The organism is Inquilinus limosus MP06 (assembly GCF_000767795.1).
GTDB lineage: Bacteria > Pseudomonadota > Alphaproteobacteria > DSM-16000 > Inquilinaceae > Inquilinus > Inquilinus limosus_E.
In genome coordinates, this window is sequence record NZ_JANX01000919.1 from 1 (window position 1) to 1538 (window position 1538).

2 protein-coding genes are annotated in these 1538 nt (G+C 73.1%); both read right to left on the bottom strand.

From position 1 onward, the window contains the following. The coding region (locus tag P409_RS33985) for a tetratricopeptide repeat protein (protein WP_238578839.1) at positions 1–1385 on the bottom strand (1385 nt) is incomplete at its 3' end. Further along, the coding region (locus P409_RS41080) for a hypothetical protein (RefSeq protein ID WP_238578840.1) at positions 1283–1538 on the bottom strand (256 nt) is incomplete at its 5' end. The genes P409_RS33985 and P409_RS41080, both read right to left, overlap by 103 nt.

Genomic DNA, 1538 nt, shown 5'->3' on the forward strand with positions numbered 1-1538 from the left:
AGCGTCGCCTCGGCGATGCCGAGCTCATGCGTCGTCCCCTCTGCCGCGGCGGCGCCGCGCGGCTGGCGCAGGCTCTCGGCCTGGAGCGCGCGCACCCGGTCCAGCAGCGCCCGGTCGTCGGCCGACAGCCCGGCCGCCGCGGTGTCGAGCATCGTCCGCTCCAGCGACAGCACGTCCTTCCAGTCCAGCAGCACGGTGGCGAACAGCGCGGTCGCCGCGGGATCGCCGGCCGTGGCGGACATGGCGTAGGAGAGGATGTCGCCCAGCGGCTCGCGGGTGGTCGCCGCCACCAGCTCCATCACCGCCGGGTCGGAGGTCGAGGCGATCTCCCGCCGCGACCACAGCCGCAGCCGCTGCTCCAGCATCCGGTAGGTGGCGGGGGCGGTCGTCGCCTTCTGCTGGCGCTCGAAGCGCGCGACATTGGTCAGCATCGCCAGGGTGTGCGGATCCAGCGGGCCGTAGGTGGCCTCCGACAGCCGCAGCGAGAGGCGGTGCAGGCGCCCTTCCGCCGCAGCGTCGCCCCGCTTCTCCGCGATGCCGGCGAGCAGGTTGGCCATGCGTACAGAGTCGGCCGAAGGCTTGGCGTCGGCGGCGAGCTTGGCGAAGACCGCGTCGTCGGCCGGGGCCGTCCCGGTCAGGATCGCCAGCATGTCCCGCTCGCGGCGCAGATCCACCGTCTCCGGGTTGTCGGGGCCGCGCTCCTTCTCCAGCGTCGCCACGACCTGCCGGTACAGCTCCATCGCATCCTTCGGCCGGTCCAGCCCGATCAGGTCCAGCGCCAGGTTCTTCCGGCTGATCAGGGTCGACTCGTCCGCCGGGCCGAGATTGCGCTCGCGCCAGGCCAGGGCCGCGCGGTCGAGCGGCTCGGCCTCATCGAAGCGCTGCAGCTGCCGCAGCACATTGGCCAGGTTGTTCGCCTGGATCATCGTGTCGTCGCTGTCGCCCAGCGCCTTCACTGCGCGGTCATGGGCGTCGAGCAGCAGGGGCAGCGCCGCGGCCGGGCGCCCGGCGATGTCGTAGGTCTGGCCGAGGCCGCCCACGGCGGCGATCGTCTCCGCCGACAGTGGACCCTCCAGACGCTCCAGGATCTCGATCGCCTTCCTGTGATGCTCGATCGCGGGCCCGTATTGCCGCCGGTCGCGGTCGAGGACGGCGAGGTTGAAATGGGTGATGCCGAGCTCCGTGCTCTCCGGCTGCGCCGCCAGGGCCTGGACCAGCCGGCCGAACATGTCCGCGGCGCTGTCCAGCGTGCCGCCGTTCTGCAGCACGATCGCGGTGTTGTTCAGGATGCGGGCATAGAGCTCCGGATCGCCCTGCTGCAGGCGGTCGAGGGCATCCCGGCGGATGCCGCGGGCCTCCTCCGCCGCGCCCGCCTGCTCCAGCACCACCGACAGGTCAGGCGGGCCGCCAGCGTGGCCGGCGCGTCCTCGCCCAGCCGCCGCTGCCGGGCCGCCGCCAGCGCCCGGGCATAGGTGACCGCGTCGTCACGCCGGCCCAGCATGCCCGTCGCCTCGGTCAGCAGCTCGTAACCGCTCTCG